The sequence below is a fragment of the Neobacillus citreus genome (genome assembly GCF_018343545.2).
GTDB classification, from domain to species: Bacteria; Bacillota; Bacilli; order Bacillales; family Cytobacillaceae; genus Neobacillus; species Neobacillus citreus.
Genome location: NZ_JAGYPE020000009.1, coordinates 40,713 through 62,058, shown reverse-complemented (window position 1 = coordinate 62,058; position 21,346 = coordinate 40,713). Strand labels below are relative to the sequence as shown.

Genomic DNA, 21,346 nt, shown 5'->3' with positions numbered 1-21,346 from the left:
TTTAAGGGTCAGCCCCCCGGCGCGTTAACACTTTAGTGTGATGGGGGACTGACCCCATTTTTGAAGGAAATGCGAGGCTGTTCACGTCCTTTGAGGAGCTTTTTAGAGAAAGCAACTACCAAAAACGAATGGATACAAAACAATTAGCAGAAAAAATAAATGAGCTCATCCAATTAGCAATGGCCGAGGGGCTTGATAGCAGTTCGATTGAAAAAATGTTTTCGGAAGAACAATTGAAGAAGCATTTTGAGCGAGAAGAACCAAATCTAGTTAAGTTAAGTACCCCTAAAACAGAAGAGATGGAGCAGCTAAGTATGGAAAACTTACTAATTAGAGAACGTGATTAGAGGAAACTGTAAAAAGGAAAACATGAGAATAAACACTATATGGCAAAACATTTAAATGCAAGCTAGGTTTACCGTTTATGGTAGACCTTATTTTTTTATCACCTATAGCACTGTAATAAATTGTATAATGTAAAAGGAAAATATACCAAAATTAGAAAAAGTTTTAAAGTAGGGAGGACATAGAGTGCGAAGCTTAAAGGAAAAAATCCTCGAATACAATACGCCGGAAATACAAGAAGAGGTTAAAAAGGCAAAACAATTACATAAGGAATTCTTAGAAACGTTTCCACTGGAGCAACTACCGAATATGACCTTGGATCAGTATGCTCTTGGCCGGTCCGCAAAAGGTTCGTTTGGATGGTGGCTGGAATACAATACGATTCCCTTAGGCAGTATTAAGGGTGGCAGTGCAGCGAAACATATCATTTATTTTCGGAAGAAGGACAACCAATGGCAATATCCTGGTCAATTTCAAAATGTCGAGGAAGCGTGGCAAAAGCTTAAAGAGGATATGCAACTATTAATCCATTCCTTTGATGGTGAATCCTATAAAGGGATTGACGAAAGCAATCTTTTTTATCGGGCCAACATGTTAAAGGGAAAAATTTTATACCTTTATCACCCGGAGAAGCTTGTCACGATCTATAATGAGAATCATTTAAGGAAGTTCTTAATTGAGCTTGGTGAGAATGAAGCAAAACTTAGAAATAAAGACTCCATCGAATTAAATGTGAAGCTTAGGCAAAAGCTGGATCAAGATGAGGATTTAAAAGAATTCGATCCTATTCTCATTGCCAATTTCTTATATTACGAGTTCATGCGAGAGGAGCAATACATAAAAATTGCCCCGGGAAGAGATGCTGCCTATTGGCAAGAGTGTCTGGAAGGCGAATATATTTCGATAGGCTGGGATGAAATCGGCGATTTAAATGAGTTCAATGATTATGATGAATTTAAATCTGCATTTTCTAAGCATAATTTTCAAGCATCCCCACAGAAAAATACCGAAAAAGCCAATGAACTTTGGGAATTTTATCAATTAAAAAACGGTGACAAGGTGATTGCTAATAAAGGGAAATCACAAATTCTGGCGATTGGCACCGTCACCGACAAAGGCTATGAGTATCGGAACGACCTTTCAAAACACAAGCACGTGGTCTATGTCAAATGGGACCAAGTATTTGAACCGCCATTGGAAATTCCGAAGCAAGAATATTGGGGATATAAGACAGTTTCAAAGGTTGGAAAAAAGCAGATTCTTGAGTGGACCGCGATTCCAACCCAACCGGGGGCACCCGTAAAACAATACACTTCAGAGGAAGAACGATTTTTCGAAATGGTGGAACAAGCGCTGAATCGAAAAGGGCAGGTCATATTATATGGGCCGCCCGGTACCGGAAAGACCTATTTGGCACGCAAATACATTACTTGGAAAAATGACAAGGATGAGCTATTGAAGCCGAAAAATGAAAATCCGGCGAAAACCTGGCTTATGATTGCCTCAGAACGCGCCGCTGACTTTCGCTGGGAGGATATATTAGATACCGGTGGAACAGTTGATTGGGAGCTGGGTGCGGTGAAACGTAATTTCAGAGCGGCCCAAAAAGGCGAAAAAATCCTTGCTTATCGCGGCGGCGGAACGAATAACGCCCTGCTTGGTCTTGCGGAGGTGGCCGAAGAATTTGACGGAGAAAAAATGGTTGTCAAAGGTCTCCAGAAATTCACGGAGGAAATACCTTACAATGATTATAAAGATACGCAAGAATATAAGTCTACACAAGCTGGTAAGATGGGTAATCGCGGGTCGATGTTTGAGGTAACAGAGGAATTCATAAATTGGCTCACAGAAACGTTAATGGATATAGGGGATTCGGACAGTGCTGAAATCCTTGGAAATGTAATGAACCAGAATAACTTGGAAATTTGCACCTTCCATCCGTCCTTCCAATATGAAGATTTTATCGAAGGCTTTAAGCCGGTTCAATCAGAGAACGGAACTATAGCCTTTCAGCTGGAAAAAGGCATTTTCCAACGCTTGGCAGAAAAAGCCCATGAAAATGGGGAATCGAGTTTTTATTTTATTATTGATGAGTTAAATCGGGGCAATGTACCGAAAATCTTTGGCGAAATCATTACATTGCTGGAAAAAGATAAGCGTGGGGTAGAGGTTCGCTTGCCGCAGTCTAAAAATACCTTCAGCATCCCGAAGAATATCTTCATCATTGGGACGATGAATACATCAGACCGAAGCATAAAAATGATGGATGCTGCCCTCAAACGCCGTTTTGCCTTTATTGAATGCATGCCAAATTACGATTTAATTAATCATCCGGTTGCACTATTAAGTATTACTCCAGCGGACATATTACGTTCGATTAATCAGAACTTGCTTCATTTGCAAGGAAGGGACAAGCAAATAGGCCATGCGTATTTTATGCAGGATGGAGACCAGATAACCTCCATTGAGGAAATCAAGGAAATTTTCAAGCTGGAAATCATACCATTGATACAGGAATATTGCTTTGATGACTATGCCCAGCTGGCTGAAATCATTGGCGAGGACTTTGTCGATGTCGAGGGCATGGATATTAACAATGAACTACTCAATGGTACTGATGATGCGTTTATCCAAGCGTTAGAAAAGCAATTTAAAGGAACGGTCCTATGAAGCAGCAATTCATTTTAAGTGAATATGCGGATATTCAGATTGCCGATTATGAACTGACTCCCGATGAACGAGATTATTTAACCAGGACTTCGATTATCCGTGATACGAAACCGTGGGAGAGAAGATTTTACTTTGATGAATTAAAAACCGGGCTGCGGATCAAAACCCAGAGCTGGGTTGGGGTTATTGAGTTGGACAAGATGCGGATTGTCATCCAACCGAAATTTAATAAAGGGTTCACCGACCTAATCGATATGATTTCCTTTATTGAGGATCTTCCCTTTTACCAATGGGAAGATTCCTTGGGAACCCTCGACAAATCCGATTTCCTCGAGATACTCGTTCGACTTTTCCTGAAAGAGGTTGATCAAGTATTTCAATTTGGGATCATCAAAGAATACGTAACGGAATCAGACAACCTAACGAATTTAAGAGGGAGAGTTCATTTCCGGAAAAACTTACAACAGAACTTCAATATCCCGACTAAAATCTATTGCAACTATGATGAATTGGTCACCGATGTAGCGGAAAATCAAATTTTATTATCTGTAATACGAAAAATAACAACAATTAAGTTGCAGCAACGAACAAAGCAACAGCTGAATCAAATCCGGTATCAACTGGAACAATTGTGCAGCGAATATAAGGGAACGGAGTGGCCTAGCTTTTCCTACCATCGACTAAATGCTCACTATGAACGCGCCCATAAGCTCGGTCGATATTTGTGGGAGCGGTTATCTGCCAAGACCTTTTATACCGGCAAGAACTTTTACTATTCCTTTTTAATCGACATGAACGAGCTGTTTGAAAGGTTTGTGGCCCAGCTACTCACGAAGTATTTACCAATGGAATATAAAATCACAGCAAGCAAAAGGATTACACAGGCAATCCAATTGGATGGTGTCAGATACAGAGACATCATTCCGGACATTCTCGTGGAAAATAAGCGGACCAAAGATGTCAAGGTATTGGATGTAAAATATAAACAGTATGGCAATAAGCGTGTCGATACAGATGATGTATTCCAGCTTGCATTTTATGCGCAAAACCGCAAAATGGCCCAAGATGGATTATATGATGCAGCGATCATCTATCCCCGGTTTTTAGAGGACCTTGATATGAAAAGCAGAAGGTTGGCCTTGAATCTTCTTTCAGGCTATCCAGGTGCATTACATTTACATTCATTGGGCATTGAGAGTGTTTTGCAGGCCGTTCAAAGTAAGAAGGTAGACGAGTTAAAAGAAATAGCCATAAACCTTATATCATAAAGAATAATTGCAAATATAAAATCTGGAGAGGAAAATTAAATAAAGTGGGTTCTTTGGACCCAAATTAGAAACTCGCCAATCCTGCGGCGAGTTTTGTTTAAGTAGAATCGGCTGTAATCTCCTTAATCGAATAATACGCCATTAAGCAACTCATAATATTACAATCTATTGAAATCTTTTAAAAAATATTTCAAAGATGCTCCTACATTGCTATACTATTTATAGGTTTTTCAATTATCTGCAATTACCTCCATGCTTCTACATTGTTTGCACTTTTATTCACTTCTGATCTTTTTTCATGTCATGCATTTTCTCTGAAAGACCTTCTCTTCTGCGGTTTAAATTCCTATTGGTGTTTTCAAATAAACTTTTTGTTCAATAAAATAGCATTGACCAAAATCCACTTAAGTATGTTTTCCTCAACAAAAGACTCACTATTGATACTTACAATTCTTAAGTATAACTTTTCCTAGGATAGCTCTAATTTTTTTAAAAATTAATATTTACCTTATAGTGCGGCAAGTGTTAGAAAGGATTCACGTCTTAAAACAATAGTAAGGAACGATTAAAAACATTAAATGGATTCATGGATGGTGAACAAAATGGAAAACAAAATATTAGCTTTATTAGAAAAAATGAATGATAGACAGGAAAGAATGGAAGAAAAACTTGAACGTATAGATGATAGACAGCATAACATGGAAGATAAACTTGACCAGGTATTTGAAACGGTTAAAAGAATCGAAGTTTCACAAAAAGATGACGTAATTGGTCTTTTAAAATTACAGAGGAAGAATCTTGATTCCTAAGTGGATTATATTAACAATAGACTAACTGAAATGGACAAAAGATTATTCAACCTTGAAAAAAGAGTTGAAAATTAAACTGAAAACTGTAACTAAGTGCCAGTCACACCGGTAAATTGGTATGTGCCTGGCTCTTTTTTATATTTTTGAGCGGGTGTAGAGTTGAAAGAGCCCGAACATCATCTTGACCTGCTCACGACCCAAATGGAACAGATGTAAAATGCAGATTGAGCCATGTGTATCTCAGGATGACTCGTACACCTATTCAGTCTGCATCATGGATGAAACAATCCCGAACCAAGCAATACCAGAGATTTACACATAGATTACTTCAGAGAATACAACAGAGAAAAATATATATTTGTCCCGCAAATACGAAACCGCAAATAAAACCCAATTATCCGCAAGTAAATACATCCTATCCACAAATAAAAATTAAAACTCACAAAAAATTATTAATCTACCCTGTCCTTTTTAAGTCCTAATCGCTATATAGAAGGTGAAGCGTATGAGCCGATGCATCGGTCAGCCCTTCAAGCATGACGAACCAGTCCATTGGCGATTGAAAAAGAGGAGGGGAATAGGGTGAGTAAATTATTGATCAACGAAAACCCGGTGATGATTATCCCATCACTGGCAGTCAAAATTGGCTTGAACGAAGCCGTCATCCTGCAGCAAATCCATTATTGGGTTCATGGCAGCAGACATGTCATTGAAGGCCGGAAGTGGATATTCAACACGTATAAAGATTGGCAGGAACAGCTTCCGTTCTGGTCTGAAAGCACCATTAAACGTGCGATTCACTCGCTGGAAAAACAAGGATTGCTGCTATCCGGGAACTGGAATCGGTCGAAAATGGATAAGACCAAGTGGTATACCATCGATTATCAAAGGCTGGAGGAACTGACAGAAAGCGAGCCAATGAACCCTTCTGAGGAACCTCAGTCGGCCGATCATGAGACCGCCGCAACAGAAACAGATCCAAACCACACCCAAGTCGACTTATATGAGTTGTTGGATGACAACGGTGACGAATACATGCCACAGCCTGCAACACCATCACCAGCAGTAGAGAAAATACCGGTTGCCGAAGTCATCCACTACCTGAATGAAAAAACAAATGCAGCCTATATGCCAAGCAGTCCGAAAACAAAGGAGCTGATTCGAGCAAGGGCAAGAGAAGGATTTACCCTGGAGGATTTCAAAGCAGTAATCGATTTAAAAACGGCGGAATGGCTGGAGGACCCGGTCATGTGCAAATATCTGCGGCCGGAAACATTATTTGGCTCGAAATTTGAGGCCTATCGCAACCAAAAATTATGGAAAAAGGAACTAACCGAGGAGGATTTTGATCTAGATGAATAAGCGGGAAACGTTCGCCTTATTGAAAATGATATCGGTGTTTTATGAACAGTTTAGTTTTGATCAAGAGAAAGTGAATCTTTGGCACGACGCGGTGAAAGACCAAACGTTCGACGATATGGAGGAGAATCTGCTGAAACATGTGCGGCAATCGCCTTTTCCGCCTAAAGTGTCCGAGCTTTACATAAAGTCCAGTGTTCCAGGGATTGTTCCGGATCCCGATGAAACAAAGGTCATCCTTACCCGTCATTATGTGCCGGCAAATAGTGAAGTCGTGCAAAAAGAACTGGCCAATATTAGAAAGCTATTGGGCATTGAAAGGGAGTAGCAGGATGAGACCATTTGAACCTTATAATCAAGAAGCAGAAGAAGCATTTGTCGGGTCCTTTTTCCTCGACAGTGAGTTAGTAAAAGAGTGTGCTATTCTCCCGGAACAGCTATACTTTCCAGAGCTTCGACTACTCTATACAGGCATTCGCAGCCTGGTTGAAAAAGGAAAGCCAGTAGATTTGGTTACGTTAATCGATGAACTCGGAATCGAGCTAATTCAAAACGCGGGTGGAATGAGCTATATCTCCCAATTGACAGGCAGCGTACCAAGTATAGCCAATTTTCACACCTATGAAAAACTAGTCAAGGAGTACGACAATAAACGAAAGCTGATATCAGCTGGCGAAAAAATAATGTATCAGGCAGCCAGTGAGGATAGTGATACAACAGTAAGAGACGGAATCCATGAGCTGATGAGTATTGCAGAAGGTCAGACTGACGATGACACGGGTGAGATCACCTCATCATTGGTGGAGTTATTTGTAGAGTGCGAGCAGGATCAGGGCGAAATGGTGGGAATCCACTCCGGCTTTTATGATTTGGACAGGCTGACAGGAGGATTTCATGCTTCCGACTTGGTGATTATTGGGGCACGGCCAAGTATGGGGAAAACAGCATTCGCTCTAAGTTTGGCACTCCAAGCGGCAGAAGAGGATGTAAGCCTAATTTTCTCACTGGAAATGTCCAAGAAACAGCTGATCAAGCGAATGACCGGATGCACAGGTCGAATCGACAGCATCAAAATGCGGAATCCTCAACAGTCGTTCCAAGAGGATGATTGGGAACAATTCGCCAATGGAATCGGAAAGCTGTCACAACTAAAGCTGCATATCTTTGACCGGGCTGGAATGGATGTTGCTTATATTAGGTCGAAGGTCCGCAAAGCACGCAGGGCATATGGAGAGCAAAGGCGGATGCTAATGGTGGTTGACTATTTGCAACTCCTTGAGGGCGATAGAAAAAACTATCAAAACCGCCAGGCAGAAATCAGTGAAATCAGCCGGGCGCTCAAGACTATGGCGAGGGAACTGAACGTCACCGTCATTGCCCTATCGCAACTCAGCCGGGGAGTCGAAACAAGACATGACAAACACCCGATTCTCTCGGATCTTCGCGAAAGCGGGCAAATTGAGCAGGATGCCGACCTGATCGCTTTTCTGTACCGTGACGATTATTATAACAGTGATTCACCGAAGAAAAATAAGATGGAAATTATCCTGGCAAAACATCGTAATGGACCGACCGGGACCATTGAGCTTGGGTTTAACAAGCAATATGGGGCGTTCGTTAACCTCTAGGCATAAGTAGGAGCCACCAAGGTGGCCGAAAGCTTTTTAAAAAATAATGAAAAGGGAAGTGTTAACGATGGGAAATCGTAGAGGAATTAATGTTGAAATTTGGGATCATCCCATTTTTAAAAAGATGAGTGTAGAAGAGAGGACGTTTTATCTTTATCTACTAACCAATCGTCATGCGACTGGTATCGGAATCTATCATATTGTAAGAAAACTAATCGCTTTTGAACTGGGTGTTTCGATTGATAGTTCACAAGCATTACTAGACCGATTCAGCTTGGAATACGAGTTGATTCGATACAATCGTGAAACAAGAGAGGTCGCCATAAAGGACTGGGGTAAATTCGTGCAGCTAAATGGCGGAAAACGGGTTATGCTTTCTGAGTTAAAAGAAGTAGGAGACCACTCGTTGATTCCATTTGTTTCAGAATCCATTGCTAAACCGAAAATTCGCAGCTTATATGATTCATTTTGTACACAAGAGCAAGGAATCACATGACCGAGATGGGAAGGATAATATGTAATAGAATACGAGGGTGTGGAATCAGGGAGGCCAGATTATGTGAAAACAACTAGCCGGCACGGCCCTCCTGACAGCAGTTGCCCTGTTCATGGTAAACCTTCCAGAGACGGAACAGATTAATCCGGGTCTCAACCAACAGAAAAAGAATGAAGACAGCCAAACAGAAATGGGATTGTTGCCAGAAGACCAATTCCCAGTTACCTTAGTGGAAACAATCGATGGCGATATCATCAAAGTAAGAGTAATGGGAAAAATTGAAACGGACCGCTATTTGTTAATCGACACACCGGAATCGAAAAAGCCGGGCAGGTGTGTTCAGCCCTATGCCAAGGAAGCGTTTGAACGGAATAACGAGCTGGTCAAGAACGGCTCACTTACATTGGAAGTGGAGCCGGGAAATAGAAGAGATGGATACGGGAGGTTGTTGGCCTATGTCTATGTCGATGGGAAGTCGGTTCAGGAAACGCTGTTAAAAGAAGGATTGGCACGAGTGGGCTATATGATGGATCCACCCTATAAATATCTGAATCTAAATAAAGACAATGAGAATCAGGCAAGACGCAGCCAAATAAACATATGGAGTCGGAGTGGGTTTGTGACGAAATGGGGGATTGAGGGGTGTGAATAGTATCTGGGGGGAATGAGATATACAGCATGTAATTTGGTAATGCTAAAAGGGTTTTTTAAATACGGAACTTTGTAGGAACTTGGTTAAGCTTTTTAACCAAGTTTTTTTAGTTGCAAAACAAATGTTCCGTGACAATACGTTGTCATAAACATGTGTTACAATAAATGCAAGTTTAGGTAATAAGCTGGCAAAACGGAGGCATAATCTGTGGAACGCTTAATTCGATTATTGACAATTATTAATAAAATTCAAGCCTCTCCAGGGATAAAGGCTAGGAAATTGGCCGAAATCTGCGAAACTTCCGAGAGAAATATATATCGGGACTTAGAGGTGCTAAGTGCAGCAAATATTCCTATAACCAACGAAGGCCATAGTAAAGGTTATAGGTTTATTGGGAATTTTAAACAGTATCCTTTGAATTGGGATGAGGAAGAACTAAAAGCATTTACATTACTCCCTGCTTTACTAAGTGAAAAGTACAAGACCAAGGCTTTTATATCCGCCTATGAAAAAGTAATGGCTACTCATATTGCTGAACAAGCAGAAAGAAACACATTAATTTCAAATATTTCAAGGGTATTTCAGAGTGGGAAACCATCTGCATCTTCTTCAGAAAACGATTTATTACAATTAATTAGTGAAGCTGTCTTGTCATCCCGTACAATCGAAGCGATTTATCATACCCAGAGCAGAAATACAACGACAGCAAGGAAGATTGATCCATACTTTTTAACGCCGCGAAAGGACCGATTGTACATTATTGGGTACGACCATAAGAGTAATGAAATTCGCACTTTCCGTCTAAGTAGGTTCCATAATGTTAAGGTATTGAATCAAAAGTTTACAAAAGACGATATAAACTTGGAAAAGTATTTGCAGAACACATGGTCAATTCTCCGAGGAGAAAAACTGATTCGGTTTAAAGTGAAGTTTAGTAAAGATGTTGCTAGATATGTTAAGGAAGAAGAATTTAATGTAACACCAAAATTAACTGAAATCCACGATGGGAGCTTGCTTTTTGAGGTTACTGTAAATGACGAGCGTGAAATTATGAAATGGATTATGCAATACGGACCGGATGCTGAGATTATTGATCCAAAAGAATTTCGGACGGAGATGAAAGAAAAGTTACTAAGATGGACCAATATCTACAAATAAAACATATGGAGGATTTTACTATGGAAGGACGATACAAGCTGCTTTTTCTATTAATATCGGGCTTAAAAAAATGGGAAGAAAATAAAGAAACAGTCCCCGAAAAAGTACACCAAGGACAGCGGTTATTTATCAGAGAGTGTGCCAAATCTGGAGTAGAGCCTCCAATTGACTTGCCTAACTTTGTAAGGTTGCTGGAGCGGCCATCAGGGGAATGGGGGATCACCAACCTTCAAAATTTATTCCCACCAGATGCCAGTTTGTTAGACAAAGAGATAGGGGTCACCATCGAAGCGGAAGATTTTCTTGAAGATTTCCAATCTCCCGATGAATATGAACAATCGGTTATGAAACGAATTCTACTCTATTGTCGGGATTTAACTTTAGATAGCAAATATCGTGAGATCAGGACTTTTTTATCGAATCCGAAACATGCAGTTATTCCATTTCACAAAATATATGAACTTAAAAGCAAGTTAAATGATGTTGAGCTTGCACAATTATTCCATGCTTGCTATAAGGAGATTGAAAACGTGGACCAATACCGACAATGTCCCCATTGCGGCTGGACTTTGGAATGGAAAAATGGACATTGGCGCTGCAACAAAGAAAGTATCTGCCATTCCTTAGGAGATTTTAAGGATTTGGATTATTTTCCAAAAACGGACCAGAAACTCTTTAGGCTAATACCAGGAATCCATAAGTACATTTTGTTGCCTGGTATGTCTGAAATCAGGCTTGCAGAAAAATTAAGAAAAAAGGGGCTAATGGTCACCTTGTATCCAAATGTCGACCAATATGACATTCAAGCAGAGGCAAATGACAAAAGGATATTCATGGATGTAAAGGATTACCGGAGCCCTTTCCAACTAGCCCAATATATTAATAGGAACCTTCATAAATTAGAAGACGAGATCTGGTACGTTGTCCCCGATTACCGGGTTAAACTCTTCCCCGGCTATTTAGATACCGTTAAATCGCAACTGCAAAATAATGAAACCAAGCTTTTCAATATAGTGTCAGAAAAACAAGCCATTAAAGAGGCTGAATGGAGGCTAAAATGAGGAAAACGGCTCATGAGTTAACAGCTCCGATAAAAAACCGATTAAAAAAGATTCCTGAAATAGAAGATTGGACAGCCACAATTATCAATGTTGAACTAATGGCAGTAGGATGCAATCTCATAGACAAAAATCTAAAACTGGGGGAAGCATGGTCATTACTTACCGGTTACGATGAACCGGTTGTGCCATTAGGAGCCGATAAAAGTATACTCTCCCGTTTAAGAATCATCTTTTCGCAATTTACTGGGCAATCACTTTGGGAAAGGGAAATGGAGGACTACTTTGAACTGCCATCAATTTACAGATTAATAGATAGAACGGATGAGGGTATCATATCCTTTTTAACCCCAAGGTATGATCCTAACCGTAAAGAAGACTATGAAAATATATTAACACAGCCAATCTCTAGAAAAACCACTGATTTGGAATTTGCAAAAGCGGGAAAATTTTCTTATATAAGACGAAAGGATAATATTCAACAAAAGTTTCAAGGTGAAATTCCAGGTCAATGGGTTTTTATGAATAGTCATTTGCCGCATTATCGTGAAAAAAAATCTATTGCCTTTGATCTATCTTTTGATTGGATGCAAATCGCAAAGGAAATGGATACTCTCCTAGGAGAGGGTAAGGATGAGTGGCAGAACAAGGTAGCTCCATTACTATTAAAATCTAGAAGCGAACAATCCACTTTTGTTTACGAAGGGGTCCAACACATCGGCGGAGGACTAGCTGCAGGAAAGTCGACATTTAGAACGATGAACACCTATTGGCTTGTAAAAACCAAAAAGGCTAAAGTAGGTTTACTGGAAGGTAATGTCGCCCAAGTCTTGGATCGAGTAAGCGAGTTACGCAAATTGGGACTAAAAGTGGTTTCATTAGTTGGGCGTGGAAATCGAAGGTTGCACCTAGAAAACTATTTATTAAGCAATCCAGTTACTTCATTAAATGAAATAACTAACTACGAATCTCTTTCTCATTTATCTGATATCTGTACAATTCAAGCTTTAGCAGGAGATGTTAATGATGATGGTTCCAGGCATTATCCATGTAAGTCGCTCAAACAAAAGGATGATAGAAGCCCCAAAAAATGCCCCTTAACCTCACATTGTGGAATATACAAGGAATGGGGGCAACTATTGGATGCGGATGTCTGGGTGACAACTCCTGGAGCAGTATTGCATAGTAGGCTGCCAGTTACGATTGACCCTCAAGAAAGATTACTATACGAGGCAATGTATGATTTACTGGATGTCATTTTTGTTGATGAAGCAGACCAGGTTCAAAAGCAATTTGACGAGGCTTTTCTGGAAGAGCACTCTGCATTCGGAAACCCAAAGCATCTGGTTGAGAAGTTATACGGTCAGCTGAATGAAACATTGCAGGGGAACTACGATTTGGCAGATAATGACCTGCTTACCCAATGGGGCAAAAATTTGGACCATTTGCATGAATCGGTTTGGAGCCTTTATGCTGAAATTAAAAAATCTACTACTCTAAGAGAATCGTTAAGAAATAAGGTAATCTATTTAAATTATTTAATTTTTGAGATCAGTCAGGACCTTTCTGATGATGAGAAACTACAGGAGAAAATGGCAGAGGAAATGAGAGAGTTTGTCCGAAATTCTACCTATACTAGTGTTGTAAATTTGGACGATCGTCTACATGGTCTAATTAATTTGGCATCTCAACGGGATAAACAGACATTAATCAATAATTGGATCTCCAAGTTGGGAGGCAGTATTCCTGAAAAAAATAAAGCATCCCAACTTTATAGCAAGATTGAATTCTTTGTCTACCTTGCCCATATTGAGCGGGCCATGAAGTGGATTCTACAGTTTTACCCAGTTGTTCAACACTACCTAAATAATAATGTGGAAATTCCATTATTGACGCAGATAAAGGATTTTCGCCCTTTTATGAAAGAAGCGATGACAGGCGTTATGCTTGGTTACCGTTACGAAACAAAGGAAGGAATCGATACCGGAGAATTTAAAATCATTCAATACATGGCAGTTGGGCGACAATTATTAAACGAGTGGCCCTATCTCTATGAAGCAGCGGATGGGAAGAAAGGTCCTACGGTCATCCTCCTATCGGGAACAAGTTATGCACCAAAATCACTTCACTACCATATCGAGGTGGAACCGCAATGGTTTATTCAATCTTCACGAAAACCATCAAGATTGACCCAAGATTTTATAGAAATTAGGGATCCTGAAAACGGAGAGAAGTTAATACCGGTATCAGGAGTTCAGCAACAAGGGAGAAGGCATAGCAATTTGCAAGTGATTGTCAAAGAAATTGTTTCAAAAATTCGAGCTGAACTCCATTATTGGAAGGAAATAGAGGAAGAGAGGAAGGTCCTATTAGTCGTCAATTCCTATGATGATGTGGAAATAGTGGGGGTTGCTTTAGAACAGTTTCCAGAATGGAAAGGAAGATACCGGCTATTATCACAAAAAGATAAGAAAAATGAAATTTGGTTTCCGCGGTCTAGGGTGGAGCAATTTTCATTAGAGAATGCCGATATTTTAGTTGCCCCTATGCTGGCAATCAGCCGCGGGTATAACATCATGGATAAATATGGAAATGGCGCTTTATTTGGCTCAGCATTTTTCTTAATTAGACCATATCCGGTTCCCAATGATCTTAGTTATTTTGTGCAAATCTTGCACGGGAACTTGCCTCTCTACTTTGAAGAAATTGCAAATAATAACCTAACCTATGCGGAGGCAATGCGGAAAATAAGGAAAAAAAGTAGGGGGAAGTTTGAGGACATGTACCGTAAGCCTGATTATTGGTCAATCCTTACCGACCAAGAAAGAACAGTTCTCGCCTGGTTTACCTTTATCCCAACATGGCAGTTAATTGGACGCTTGCTTCGTGGGGGCAAAGATGCTCGAGTATTTTATTGTGATGCAAAATACATGGAAAAACCAAATGGAAAACCTTCATTGTTGGAGTACTGGGAAAAAATTATGTCAGAGAGTGAAAATGATTCGTTATTTGTAAGCCTGTACGGTCCGTTTTCCAGAAGCATAGGAACTATTAACAAAGTGGGTGTTTTTTAGACATGGCAAATGATGTATTGGAGTTATTTAGTTTTGAGGTAGACACAACTGTTTTTGAAACTGAAGAAGTCTATTATTTACATTTCCCCGCCAGCTGGAGAAATTTTCTGGAGATGGATAAGGACGATTACAAATTAAAATGGAAACCGAGAAATTTAGGGAAGAAGCTTCAAGCGGTTTTTTCAACTATTTTTCATGTGAGTTGGGTAGCGAATGAACCGTGGCTGCTTGCCGATAAAAAGGTAGATTCTGAAATCATCAAGTTAATTTGCTTAAACTGGATTGCGAAAGAAAATGATTGCACTTTTGAGGAACTGCCATTTGAAATCCAATATACACCTCTATTTTGGCAGTCGTCTAGAATGGGTGATTTATATAAAGAGTATAAAAAGGAAGAATGGAAGTATGGCTGGATTCCGGGGCTAATGGCTAGAAAATTTGCTTCGGAGCCCCGTAATTTAAAACTATCAAACGGAACCAATAGGAATCTAATTTTCCATCATGTTTACTTTAACGGGAATCATGAGTGCATGTCTAAACCAGTAAAGAATAAGGAGAAAAGCGGAGCATTTTCCTATGTGATTCGTTTCTCACTTAAAACAAGGGGCGGATTGCCGGAACCATCCATCTTAAATGTAAGCTTTGGTATCCGTAGAATCTTACAAAGAGGTATTAAGAAACTAAATGATGTCCATTACAAGCGGAAGGGATCGATATTAATATCAATAAAAGACCCTTTTACTAGCGATTGTTTGCAACCATTGTCTTATGCACAATTAAAATATAAAAAACAATCTGGACAGGTTGCCTGGGCAGAAGGCACTGATGCCTTGTTTGCTGATCTTTTAGGATGTCCATTCCAACCGGAACAAGTAATAAAAGATCCAATGGTTTTTATGGAAAGTACTAATCCATTGGCATTTGCGGTCTACAGCGACTTGATATTTACATCGAAATATAATCTTAGCAAAGTTGTCAATGGGATTGGCTTGCCTGAGAAATGGGCGTTGTTCGATCTTGTAAAGGATATATTTGAAAAATTAAGCCCACTAAAACCGTGTACCAATATTTTGAGTCGTAATGATTCGATAGGAAATGACCGATTCCCGTTACGGCACTCATTCGCTTCTGGAAGTATTCTTAGACTTGAGATTTGGGGTGAAGAGGATTTTTACCATCAGGTAATTAATACTTATTTACTACAAGAAATTATCTTTGAAAATTTTGATGGCACCTATCGGTTAAATGCAGAGCCCGCCATAAATTTGGAATTTTTCTCCCGCCATACAGGAAAGCTTGCTGAAGCACTTGATTCAGGTCAAGACAGTAAAGCATATGACAAGCGAGTAAGATGGATAGAGAAAATGGCAGCGTCTGAAACGAGGAATGACTTGCCGACAATGTCGTTAGTAGAAATCGGATTAAAGGACAATTATGAAACTGGTACAGATCCGAAAAAAGCTGACAGAGATGGTTTGGCCTTTGCCGGCAGGGTATCACAATTTATCTATCCGTTAGAACATGAGGAAAGTGAAGATAAAGCCAAATCTAGGATTGTGAACAGTTTTTTTGACCTATTAATGGATCATGGATTTCTCCCGGCAAGAGCCAGTAATTTAAACGAAAATACAATCTATTTAGGACTCGGAATAATTAAAGGAACTTCAAAGGGGCGCAAAAAGGAAGTCTTTCTTCCCGTTGTAACCAGATTGCATCAAAATGAAGTCAAAATTAGACTATTTGGCAAAAATGAGTGGTTATCTGTTAATGAAGCATTGCTTGCATCAGGGAAATTATCCTTATCTTCCTTATTAAATAAGGCAACTAAAAAGAATGATTCACATAAGAGATATATGTCATTCTTTAACCGAGCTATAGAAAACTGCTTGGGTGAATTTGATTCTAATTTAGTGATTTTGCTAGATGCAAAATTAAGAAATCAAAAATGGGCAGAACTGACAAACCCATTGCTTGATTATCACAAGTTGCCATTTACACTGGAACATCCCGATGCTAACGAGAGGATTAGAGTGATTAGGGTCAATACGACAGATGACGTTTCGCAATACCGTATTAATCCTAATGGTAAAGTAAAAGAAAATAGAAGGATGGGGGTCTTTAAAGATAAAGCTGGAATCTATTACTCTATAGGTTCAAGACCAGATAATATGCAGGCCTCCACCTTAGGTATGGAAAAATTCTATAACCCCAAAACGCAAATTTTACACCAGCAGTCAGTAGAATTAATACCACTAGGAACTGAAAACGCAGAAGAACGAGATCAATTAGCCATCATGGGACATCATTTAAGAAAATTAAACATAGCCTATTCATTTCATACAATTTTGCCTTATCCACTGGATATTATGAAATCGATTAAGAAATACATGACGGTGTTGGCGGATGAATTTGAGAATAATGATCCGGATGTTTTTGAGGAGTGGATTATTGAAGATGAAAATGCCCAACTTGCATTTTCATTTATTGAGTAACATTAATATTAATCAAGAGGAAGAGGCACCAAGCTTGGTGCTTTTCCCATTTTAGTTCCCTAGTTATCATTTTTATTGGAAAACAATTCAAAAATACACTTAAATTATGTAGAATGAAACTAAAGAACTAAAATTTGTAGGTGTTACTATGAGTACGGATCTGGTGAGAAAGATCGAATATGAGTTAGAAAGTATCTCATCTAAATATTATAAAATGATTTTGGTTTGTGAGAATCCAAAGGGAAACGCTGTTAAAAAAACTGCTGAAAGTTTAGGAATACCGTTTCTAAATATAAGCTTGTTGCTAAGTGAGAAATTAAAAGAGTATCCAAATAAACGGATGGCCGGCAGAGTTCATCACCTACTAAGTGAAGTCTTAAGAAATGCGGGTAGCATCACACTTTGCTTGGAGCATATTGAGGTATTGTTTGATCCGACGTTAAAACAAGATGTCATTCAACTTTTGCAGTCTTTTAGCAGGAACTATACGCTGGTCGTTTCTTGGAAAGGCAGTTACGACGGTAACCGTTTTGTGTATGCCGTTCCCGGGCATCCTGAATATTATGAGTGCAAAGAATTCGACGGAATCGTAGTGAAGTAATAAAGGGGGAAGAAATAAATGAAATATCGTGATCTAGTCCAGTTTGAACCAATTGAGTCGGTAATTCAGTTAACAGATGCAAATGATAAGGAACGAGCATTTCACTTAATTGATACATATGTTATTTCAGAAAGAATGTCTGAACAGCTAGACGAAGCAGTTATAGAACAACTTCAATTCCATCGACAAGTTGACAATAAAGGATTGTTTATTGTCGGTAACTATGGAACAGGTAAATCGCATTTAATGAGTGTCATTTCAACAATTGCAGAGTTAGAAGATGCAAGTAATCATATTCAAGATGAACGAGTTGCTAAAAAGGCCAAGGAGATTGAAGGACAATTCAAAGTCATTCGTACAGAAATTGGCAGTGTTCGTACTTCTTTACGTGATATCTTGTGTGAGGCAATAGAAGAAGGTCTTTATGATATGGGAGTGGATTTTAAGTTTCCCCCTGTAGACCAAGTGCGGAACAACAAAGATTCGTTAACAGAAATGATAGGACTGTTCCATGAAGTATATCCTGAACAGGGGCTCTTACTTGTAGTGGATGAGCTTTTAGATTACTTAAGAAGTCGTAAAGAACAGGAATTGACATTGGATCTTGGGTTCTTGCGCGAAGTCGGAGAAGTTTGCAGCAAGACACGTTTACGTTTTATTGCGGGTATTCAAGAAATGCTGTTTGACAATCCGAAGTTTAGTTTCGTGGCTGATTCACTTCGTCGTGTAAAAGAGCGTTTTGAACAAGTTCGTATCGTTCGAGAGGATATCGCCTACGTTGTATCGCAGCGATTGCTTAAGAAGGATGAAAAACAGAAAGCTTTAATAAGAGAACACTTAAGTCAATTTACTTCTTTGTATCATCGTTTAAATGAAGATTTAGATACATATGTAAATCTATTTCCTATTCATCCCGCATACTTATCTACTTTTGAAAAGGTAAACGTGGCTGAGAAGCGGGTGGCATTAAAAACGATAAGTAGTGAAATTAAAAGAATACTTGAAGAAAATGTTCCAGAGGGAGCACCGGGTCTAATTTCTTACGACAGCTATTGGAAATTTATTGAGGAAGACCCTTCATATAAAAGTAATCCAGATATCCGTGAAGTCCTAGACAAATCCCGTATTTTGAAGGATCGTATTCAAAATGCTTTTACCAAAAAAATGTATCAACCAATGGCTATTCGAATTGTTAACGCATTAGCTGTATATCGTCTGGCAACAAGTGATATTTTTGACAAGGTCGGCTTGACTCCTGATGAGCTGCGTGATGATTTGTTTTTATACTCTACAATGAGCTTGGACATGCTGCTAGAAGATGATAATCCGTCAGAATTTCTGAAAACAACAGTTGAGGCTGCATTGCGTGAGATTTTAAAAACAGTTAGTTTCCAGTACATCTCTACGAATGAAAGCAATGGACAGTATTTTTTAGATTTGAAAAAAGATATTGCTGTTGATGATTTGATTGAGCAAAAGGCAGAAACGATTGAAGACGATAAGTTGGATAGCTATTACTATGAAGTACTTAAGCAAGCAACACAAGTAGCGGAAAACACATACGTGACAGGATATAAAATTTGGAAGCACAATCTCCCATGGGAAGCACATAAAGTAACCCGTCAAGGTTATTTATTCTTTGGAGCTCCAAATGAACGCTCAACAGCACAACCAGAGAGGGACTTCTATATTTACATGCTAAAGCCATTTAGTGTAATGAAATTCAAAGATGAACAAAAATCGGATGAAGTGTTCTTTACCCTTTCTGCTAAGGATGAACAATTTGTACATTTATTGAAGCTATATGCGGGTGCAAGAGAGATGGAGATTTCAGCTACATCTGCTACAAAACGATTATATGAGTCAAAATCTGCTTCTTTCTTTAAAAAGCTTGTTACTTGGTTAAGTGAAAATTTCGTGCATGTTTTTGATATTACTTATCGTGGAAAAACTGCCAACATATTAGAATTTGGCATATTCCTTCAACCCAATGCGACTGTCATTGAAATTGTAAACTCTGTTTCTGAAGGCTTACTTACAGATTGGTTTGAAGAAAAGTATCCCGATTATCCAACATTTAGAAAGCTACAAACTACTTATTTAAATAAGGAAAACTTGCCGACATATGTGTCAGATGCATTGCAACAAATTTCGGGTAAAGAAACGAGACAGGGAACTGCAATATTAGACGGATTAGTCCTACTTGATCAAAACGGCAAGTTAAATGTCCGTCAGTCTGGCTACGCTAGATGGGTACTCGATGAGTTAGATAAGAAAGAACATGGACAAGTTTTAAATGTAAATGAATTACTAGAAACGGTTACCATTAAAGGTACAGAAGATGTTCGATATACCATTCAATATAAAATGGAACCCGAGTTATTCGTCGTTGTACTTGCTGCTTTAGTATACGGTGGGGAACTAGTGGTTACTGTAAATGGAAAATCGTATGATGCTATGAACTTTGCAGAATTTTCTCGAGTACCACTAGGCCACCTTACATACTTTAGTCATGTAAAAAAACCAAGTGGACTTCCTGTTGCGGCAATCAATGCACTGTTTAATCTATTCAATGTGCAGATTCCAAATCTTGAGGAGGTAAACTTAACACATGGTATACGTTTAGTTGTTGGATATGCTCGTGATAAAGTTCAGAAAGTAGTCCGCATGATTCCAACGATTCGTACAGGTTTACCAATTTGGGATGGAACTTTGTTTACGACAACAGAAGTCCAAGAGTATGTACAGCATTTAGAGGAACTGAAAGAGTTTTTAGAAGGCATTCAGCGGTATGATACACCAGCTAAATTGCATAATCTTAAATTTTCAGCAGGTGATATTCAAGCCCAAGCTGATCATATACATGCACTAGATAAATTAGAAGGACTAGAAGCGAAGGTTAAAGAATATACAAATGTGGCGAATTATCTTGCTCAAGCGAAGCTGCATTTAGATCGAAACCATGAATGGAATGAGAAAGTTGAAACCGCGTTATATGACCTTTCAGTTGCACTAAAAGAAGGACGAGACTATAGTAATGAAGTTCGAGCTATTGAAGGCTTAAAAGAAGAATATATTCGTTTATATATGGAACTTCATGATAAGTCTAGACTTAATGCTACAGAAGATATGAAGAAAAGTAGTCTTTTAAATGATCAGCGTTTAAAAGCTTTAAGGGAAATAGCACAAAAAATTGAAATTCTTCCTAGCCAGGTATTAGCGAATTGGCAAAACAAGATGGATTCTTTACGAGTCTGCTATCAATTGAAACGTGAAGATTTACAACATACAGCGACATGTCCGCATTGTAAGTTTAGACCAAAGGAAGAAACAGCTATCAATCAGTTTAAGCTTGAGACATTGGAAGATGAATTAGGTGAATTGCTAAATAACTGGACCAATACGCTGTTAAATAATTTTAATGATCCATCAGTTAAGGAAAACATCGCATTAATAAGACCAGAGCAGCAGGAGCTCGTACAACAATTCATCGCACAGCAGTCTTTTACAATGCCGATTGACTTACGTTTGATTCAAGCAATCAACGACCTTTTAAAAGGGATTAATAAAGTAGAAATAACAATGGACCAAATTACCAACATGATGGCAAATGGAAGTCCTTTGACAGTAGAAGAACTTCGTAAACGATTTGAGGCAATGATTCAAGAAACGATAGGGAATCAAGCGACAAACCGTATACGTGTGATGTTGAAAAAATAATGAGGTGTAAAGTGTA

The 21,346-nt window shown here is 39.0% G+C and carries 15 protein-coding genes; all 15 read left to right on the top strand.

The genetic code is table 11. The features are described from left to right. Nucleotides 1-128 precede the first annotated feature (128 nt). The 15 genes from KHB02_RS07370 to KHB02_RS07300 all read left to right on the top strand — a co-directional run bounded on the left by KHB02_RS07370 (nt 129) and on the right by KHB02_RS07300 (nt 21,330). Complete coding sequence (locus KHB02_RS07370; RefSeq protein WP_213145768.1) at nt 129-347, top strand: hypothetical protein; 219 nt, start codon at nt 129-131, stop codon at nt 345-347. Nucleotides 348-531: 184 nt separating this feature from the next. Next, on the top strand, nt 532-3,015 hold the full coding sequence (locus KHB02_RS29895; RefSeq protein WP_213145769.1) for an AAA family ATPase: 2,484 nt from the start codon (nt 532-534) through the stop codon (nt 3,013-3,015). Further along, complete coding sequence (locus KHB02_RS07360; protein WP_213145770.1) at nt 3,012-4,283, top strand: McrC family protein; 1,272 nt, start codon at nt 3,012-3,014, stop codon at nt 4,281-4,283. The genes KHB02_RS29895 and KHB02_RS07360 overlap by 4 nt, the downstream gene beginning before the upstream one ends. Before the next feature lie 602 nt (nt 4,284-4,885). Beyond that, the gene (locus tag KHB02_RS07355) at nt 4,886-5,092 is read left to right on the top strand and encodes a hypothetical protein (protein WP_213145771.1); all 207 of its coding nucleotides are present in this window, start codon (nt 4,886-4,888) and stop codon (nt 5,090-5,092) included. Nucleotides 5,093-5,674: 582 nt separating this feature from the next. Next, nucleotides 5,675-6,454: a conserved phage C-terminal domain-containing protein gene (locus KHB02_RS07350; protein WP_213145772.1), complete on the top strand. Its 780-nt coding sequence runs from the start codon at nt 5,675-5,677 to the stop codon at nt 6,452-6,454. Then, nucleotides 6,447-6,779, top strand: a complete 333-nt coding sequence (locus KHB02_RS07345; RefSeq protein ID WP_213145773.1) for a replicative helicase loader/inhibitor — start codon at nt 6,447-6,449, stop codon at nt 6,777-6,779. The genes KHB02_RS07350 and KHB02_RS07345 overlap by 8 nt, the downstream gene beginning before the upstream one ends. Nucleotides 6,780-6,783: 4 nt before the next feature. Beyond that, nucleotides 6,784-8,079, top strand: coding sequence for a replicative DNA helicase (gene dnaB, locus KHB02_RS07340; protein WP_213145774.1), 1,296 nt, complete (start codon nt 6,784-6,786; stop codon nt 8,077-8,079). A gap of 67 nt (nt 8,080-8,146) precedes the next feature. Further along, nucleotides 8,147-8,575: a hypothetical protein gene (locus KHB02_RS07335; RefSeq protein WP_213145775.1), complete on the top strand. Its 429-nt coding sequence runs from the start codon at nt 8,147-8,149 to the stop codon at nt 8,573-8,575. A gap of 112 nt (nt 8,576-8,687) precedes the next feature. After that, nucleotides 8,688-9,227, top strand: coding sequence for a thermonuclease family protein (locus tag KHB02_RS07330; RefSeq protein WP_213145776.1), 540 nt, complete (start codon nt 8,688-8,690; stop codon nt 9,225-9,227). 207 nt (nt 9,228-9,434) lie between these two features. Beyond that, a complete protein-coding gene (locus KHB02_RS07325; RefSeq protein WP_213145777.1) occupies nt 9,435-10,385 on the top strand; it encodes a helix-turn-helix transcriptional regulator in 951 nt (316 codons plus the stop codon). Nucleotides 10,386-10,405: 20 nt separating this feature from the next. Then, nucleotides 10,406-11,446, top strand: coding sequence for a restriction endonuclease-related protein (locus tag KHB02_RS07320; protein ID WP_213145778.1), 1,041 nt, complete (start codon nt 10,406-10,408; stop codon nt 11,444-11,446). After that, a complete protein-coding gene (locus tag KHB02_RS07315; RefSeq protein WP_241113762.1) occupies nt 11,443-14,517 on the top strand; it encodes a pPIWI_RE_Z domain-containing protein in 3,075 nt (1,024 codons plus the stop codon). The genes KHB02_RS07320 and KHB02_RS07315 overlap by 4 nt, the downstream gene beginning before the upstream one ends. A 2-nt stretch (nt 14,518-14,519) precedes the next feature. After that, entirely contained in the window at nt 14,520-17,009 is a 2,490-nt protein-coding gene (locus tag KHB02_RS07310; RefSeq protein WP_213145780.1) for a pPIWI_RE module domain-containing protein, read from the top strand. A gap of 148 nt (nt 17,010-17,157) precedes the next feature. Continuing rightward, the gene (gene brxF, locus KHB02_RS07305) at nt 17,158-17,610 is read left to right on the top strand and encodes a BREX-3 system P-loop-containing protein BrxF (RefSeq protein WP_213145781.1); all 453 of its coding nucleotides are present in this window, start codon (nt 17,158-17,160) and stop codon (nt 17,608-17,610) included. 18 nt (nt 17,611-17,628) lie between these two features. Continuing rightward, nucleotides 17,629-21,330, top strand: a complete 3,702-nt coding sequence (locus KHB02_RS07300) for a DUF6079 family protein (RefSeq protein ID WP_213145782.1) — start codon at nt 17,629-17,631, stop codon at nt 21,328-21,330. The last annotated feature ends 16 nt before the right edge of the window (nt 21,331-21,346 follow it).